Source organism: Oerskovia sp. NPDC056781 (genome assembly GCF_042789955.1).
GTDB lineage: Bacteria > Actinomycetota > Actinomycetes > Actinomycetales > Cellulomonadaceae > Oerskovia > Oerskovia rustica.
The window spans coordinates 1-3,633 of sequence record NZ_JBHUAD010000318.1 but is presented as its reverse complement, the minus strand read 5'-3'; the positions used below and the strand labels follow the sequence as shown (position 1 = coordinate 3,633).

Genomic DNA, 3,633 nt, shown 5'->3' with positions numbered 1-3,633 from the left:
ACCCTAGGGAGGCCTACCTCGCGCGCACGGGTCTACCTCGGCGGCGCCGCCAGGGATCGCGCCGGCAGGATGATCGGCGCACCGCCGCCGGGGTGTGCCACGACCTCGACCGGGTAGTCGTACACCTCGCTCAGCAGCCCGGCCGTCAGGACCTTGCGAGGAGACCCGTCGGCCACGACGCGCCCGCCGGACAGGAGAGTCACCTGGTCCGCGTAGGCCGACGCGAGGCCCAGGTCGTGCACGACGACGACCACGGCGCCCCCGGCCGCCGCATGCCGACGCGCGATCTGGAGCACGAGCTCCTGGTGCTTGAGGTCGAGCGCGGCGGTCGGCTCGTCCAGCATGAGCAGCCCGGTCCGCTGGGCCAGGACACGAGCGAGCGCGACGCGTGCCTTCTCGCCCCCGGACAGCGACGGGAAGTGCCGGCCCGCGAGGTGCGACACGTCGGTCGCGGCGAGGGACGCGGCCACGACCTCGTCGTCGACCTCCTCCAGGGGCGTCCCGCGCCAGGGCGCGCGACCCATCTGCACCACGTCGAGCGACGTGAACGGGAAACTGAGGTGGATCTGCTGCATGAGCACGGCCCGGCGCATCGCGAGCTCTGTCGGCGTCCAGGACCGCAGGGGGGCGCCGTCGACCAGCACCGAGCCGTCGTCGAGCGGCAGGTCACCCGTGAGCGCCCCGAGCAGCGAGGACTTGCCCGCACCGTTGGGGCCGAGCAGCGCGCGCACCTCGCCCGCCCGCACCTGGACGGACACGTCGCGCAGCACGGGCGACCCGTCGAGCGAGAGCGTCGCGCCGCGCGCCTCGGTCACGACGTCGCCGGCCGCCGCGACAGAGGGCAGCCGCGAGGAGCGTCGCCGCCCCGTGACCGCGGTCCGCAGCGAGGACAAGAAGCTGCTGCCCTCGTGCCGCGAGTCGAGCTCGACCAGTGTGCGGCTCATGCCCAGCCTCCCTGGCGCGAGCGCGTGCGGCGCAGCAGGTAGAAGAAGAACGGTCCGCCGACGAGCGAGGTGATCATGCCGAGCGGCAGCTCGACGTTGTCGACGAGCGAGCGCGAGACCAGGTCCGCGAGGAGCAGCACCACGGCGCCACCGAGCGTCGAGGCCGGGATGAGCCAGCGGTGGCTCGGCCCGCAGACCATGCGGACCAGGTGCGGCACCACGAGCCCGACGAACGCGATGATCCCCGTGAACGCCACGCCCGCGGAGACGAGCAGGGCGACGAGGACGATGACGATCTGGCGCAGCCGCTCGACGTCGACGCCCAGGTGGTGCGCGGCGCGCTCGCCGAGGGACAGGAGGTCCATCTGGCGGCGCAGCAGCATCGCGCCCGTCACGCCGACGACCGCGATGGGTGCGACGACCGCGACGGATCCCCAGGTGGCCCCACCGAGGGACCCGAGCTGCCAGAACACGATCTGCTCGCGCGCGGCCGGGTCGGCGACGAACGTGAAGAACGCGAGCAGCCCGCCCGCGAACGCGTTGACCGCGATGCCCGTGAGCACGAGCGTCACGACCTCGGTCCGGCCTCCTGAGCGGGAGAGCGCGTAGACGAGGAACGTCGTGATCAGTCCGCCCAGGAAGGCCGCGGCGGCGACCCACGTCCCCGACACGAGCGAGCCCGCGGTGACGATGACGGCGCACGCTCCCACGGCAGCGCCCGCCGAGACCCCGATCACGCCGGGCTCGGCGAGCGGGTTGCCGAACACGCCCTGCATGAGCGCGCCCGAGCACGCGAGCGCGGCCCCGACCAGGATCGCGAGGACCACGCGCGGGAAGCGCACGACCCACAGCGTGTTCTCGCCCTGCGGGTGCGAGGGCATCGGGCCGATGTTCAGGCCCATGTGGTGCAGGAGCGAGCCGAGGACCTCCGACGGGGACACGGGCACCTGCCCGGTCATGCCGGACAGCACCGTGAGCACGACCAGCGCGAGGCCCAGCCCGACCACGAGCCAGGTCGCGGCCCGTCGCCGCGACCTCCCGACACCGGGGAGCGCGTCCTGCGCACCGCCAGCACCGCTGCCGGCAACCGGCCCGACGGCGCCGCTCACCCGCGCGTCCATCTCGCCGCCGGTGGTGCCGGGCGCGTGCGGGGCGCGCTGCTCGGTGGTGAGGGAGTCCGAGGCGGTGCGCGGCGTCGTCGGGCCTGCAGGGCGGGTGCTCTGCGTCATGGGGCGGTCGACCCGGCGTCCGCCGAGGCGTCGGCCGCGCCGACCGCGCTCAGGTCCGGCGCGGGCACGCCGTAGAACGCCTCGACGAGCGACGCGATGGTCTCGCCCGTGCGGGGACCGAACGTCAGGAGGCGGCTGCCGTCCATGTCGACCACGCGCTGGTTCTGGCCCGCTGGGGTCTGGGCGAGGCCCGGGATCGCCATCATGGCGTCGAGGCCGCCGCTCGACTCGAGGCCGTCGGTCATGACGAGGTACGCCGCCGGGGCCGCGGAGATGATGGCCTCGCTCGTCACGGGGGCGTACTGCTGGGTGAGGCCGATCGCGGTGCCCGCGTCCTGGCCGCCGATCTCGCGGATCAGGTCGTCGGCGCCCGAGCCCGGGCCGAACAGCATCTTGATGTTGGAACCGCGCAGGTACAGGAACGCGACGAGCGGGTCGCCCGTGTCCGCGGGGACGCCCGCGAGGGCTGCGCAGACCTGCTGGTCGGTGCGTGCGACGAGCGCCGCGCCGGCCTCGGGGACGCCGAGCGTGCTCGCGACCGCGGTGATGCGGTCGTCGATGCCGTCGAGCGTGCGGGCCTCGTCGAAGTAGACGACGGGGATGCCCGAGGACTCGAGCTGGGTGCGGGCCGTGTCCGTGAGGAGCGTGGCGTCCGTGAGGATGACGCTGGGGTTCAGGCCGAGGATGGTCTCGATGTTGAGGGCGTGCCCGGCGCCCGTGACCACGGGGACGTCGGCGGCCTCGGGGAAGCCTGTCGGCAGGTCGCGACCGACGACGTTCGCGCCGAGCCCCAGGCTGTAGACGATCTCGCCGAGCGTGCCGTACAGGTCGACCGCGATGATGCGCGAGGCGTCGGTGACCGTCACCTGGCGGCCGTCGTGCGACTGGACGGTCACGGGCAGCGTCGGGGTGGGCGCGGTGACGATCGGGTCGATCGCGTTGTCGGCGAACGAGGCGGTCGTGGGGCCGGTCGGGAACGACGCGGGGTCGACCGTGGCGCGCTGGCCCGTCTCGAGGGCCGCGCAGGCGTCGAGGGTGACCGCCTCGGCCTCGGCGGGGTCGGGTGCGGAGCCCGTGGTGGGTGCGGACGTCGGTGTCGGCGTCTCGTACGGGAGCGGCGCGCAGCCCGCGGCGAGCATCACCGCGGCGAGCGTCGCGACACCGGCGACGGACGAGCGGCGCAGGCCACGCGTCAGCGGACGGCGTCGCTGCTCGGGGGACGGGACGCGGGCAGGGTGCGACATCACAGGGCTCCAGCAGAGGTCGGCCACCCACGCGAGAGGGCGGCTTCGGGTAAGTTGAGGCTAACCTACGCAGGCTGCCAGGAGGCATGCCGGTCCCCCAGATCTTCTGTGATCTTGGAGACGTCGGGGTCGGTCGGCCCGCCCCCCGGCCCCCCGCGGCGAGCGGGCGGCGGGCGGGGCTCAACAAGCAGTAAGCAGTGGACCCCGCCCCGCTCT

The 3,633-nt window shown here is 74.1% G+C and carries 3 protein-coding genes; all 3 read right to left on the bottom strand.

Going from position 1 to position 3,633, the window contains the following annotated elements; all coding sequences use genetic code 11:
- Positions 1-32: 32 nt before the first annotated feature.
- From ACFRCR_RS17725 to ACFRCR_RS17715, 3 genes are read right to left on the bottom strand one after another with little or no spacing between them, the layout of a single operon-like run.
- Positions 33-944: a heme ABC transporter ATP-binding protein gene (locus tag ACFRCR_RS17725; RefSeq protein WP_377679401.1), complete on the bottom strand. Its 912-nt coding sequence runs from the start codon at positions 942-944 to the stop codon at positions 33-35.
- On the bottom strand, positions 941-2,173 hold the full coding sequence (locus tag ACFRCR_RS17720) for a FecCD family ABC transporter permease (RefSeq protein WP_377679399.1): 1,233 nt from the start codon (positions 2,171-2,173) through the stop codon (positions 941-943). Before ACFRCR_RS17720 ends, ACFRCR_RS17725 begins: the two co-directional genes overlap by 4 nt.
- Positions 2,170-3,417 (bottom strand): hemin ABC transporter substrate-binding protein, encoded by a 1,248-nt coding sequence (locus ACFRCR_RS17715; protein ID WP_377679397.1) that lies wholly within the window; start codon positions 3,415-3,417, stop codon positions 2,170-2,172. The genes ACFRCR_RS17720 and ACFRCR_RS17715 overlap by 4 nt, the downstream gene beginning before the upstream one ends.
- Positions 3,418-3,633 lie beyond the last annotated feature (216 nt).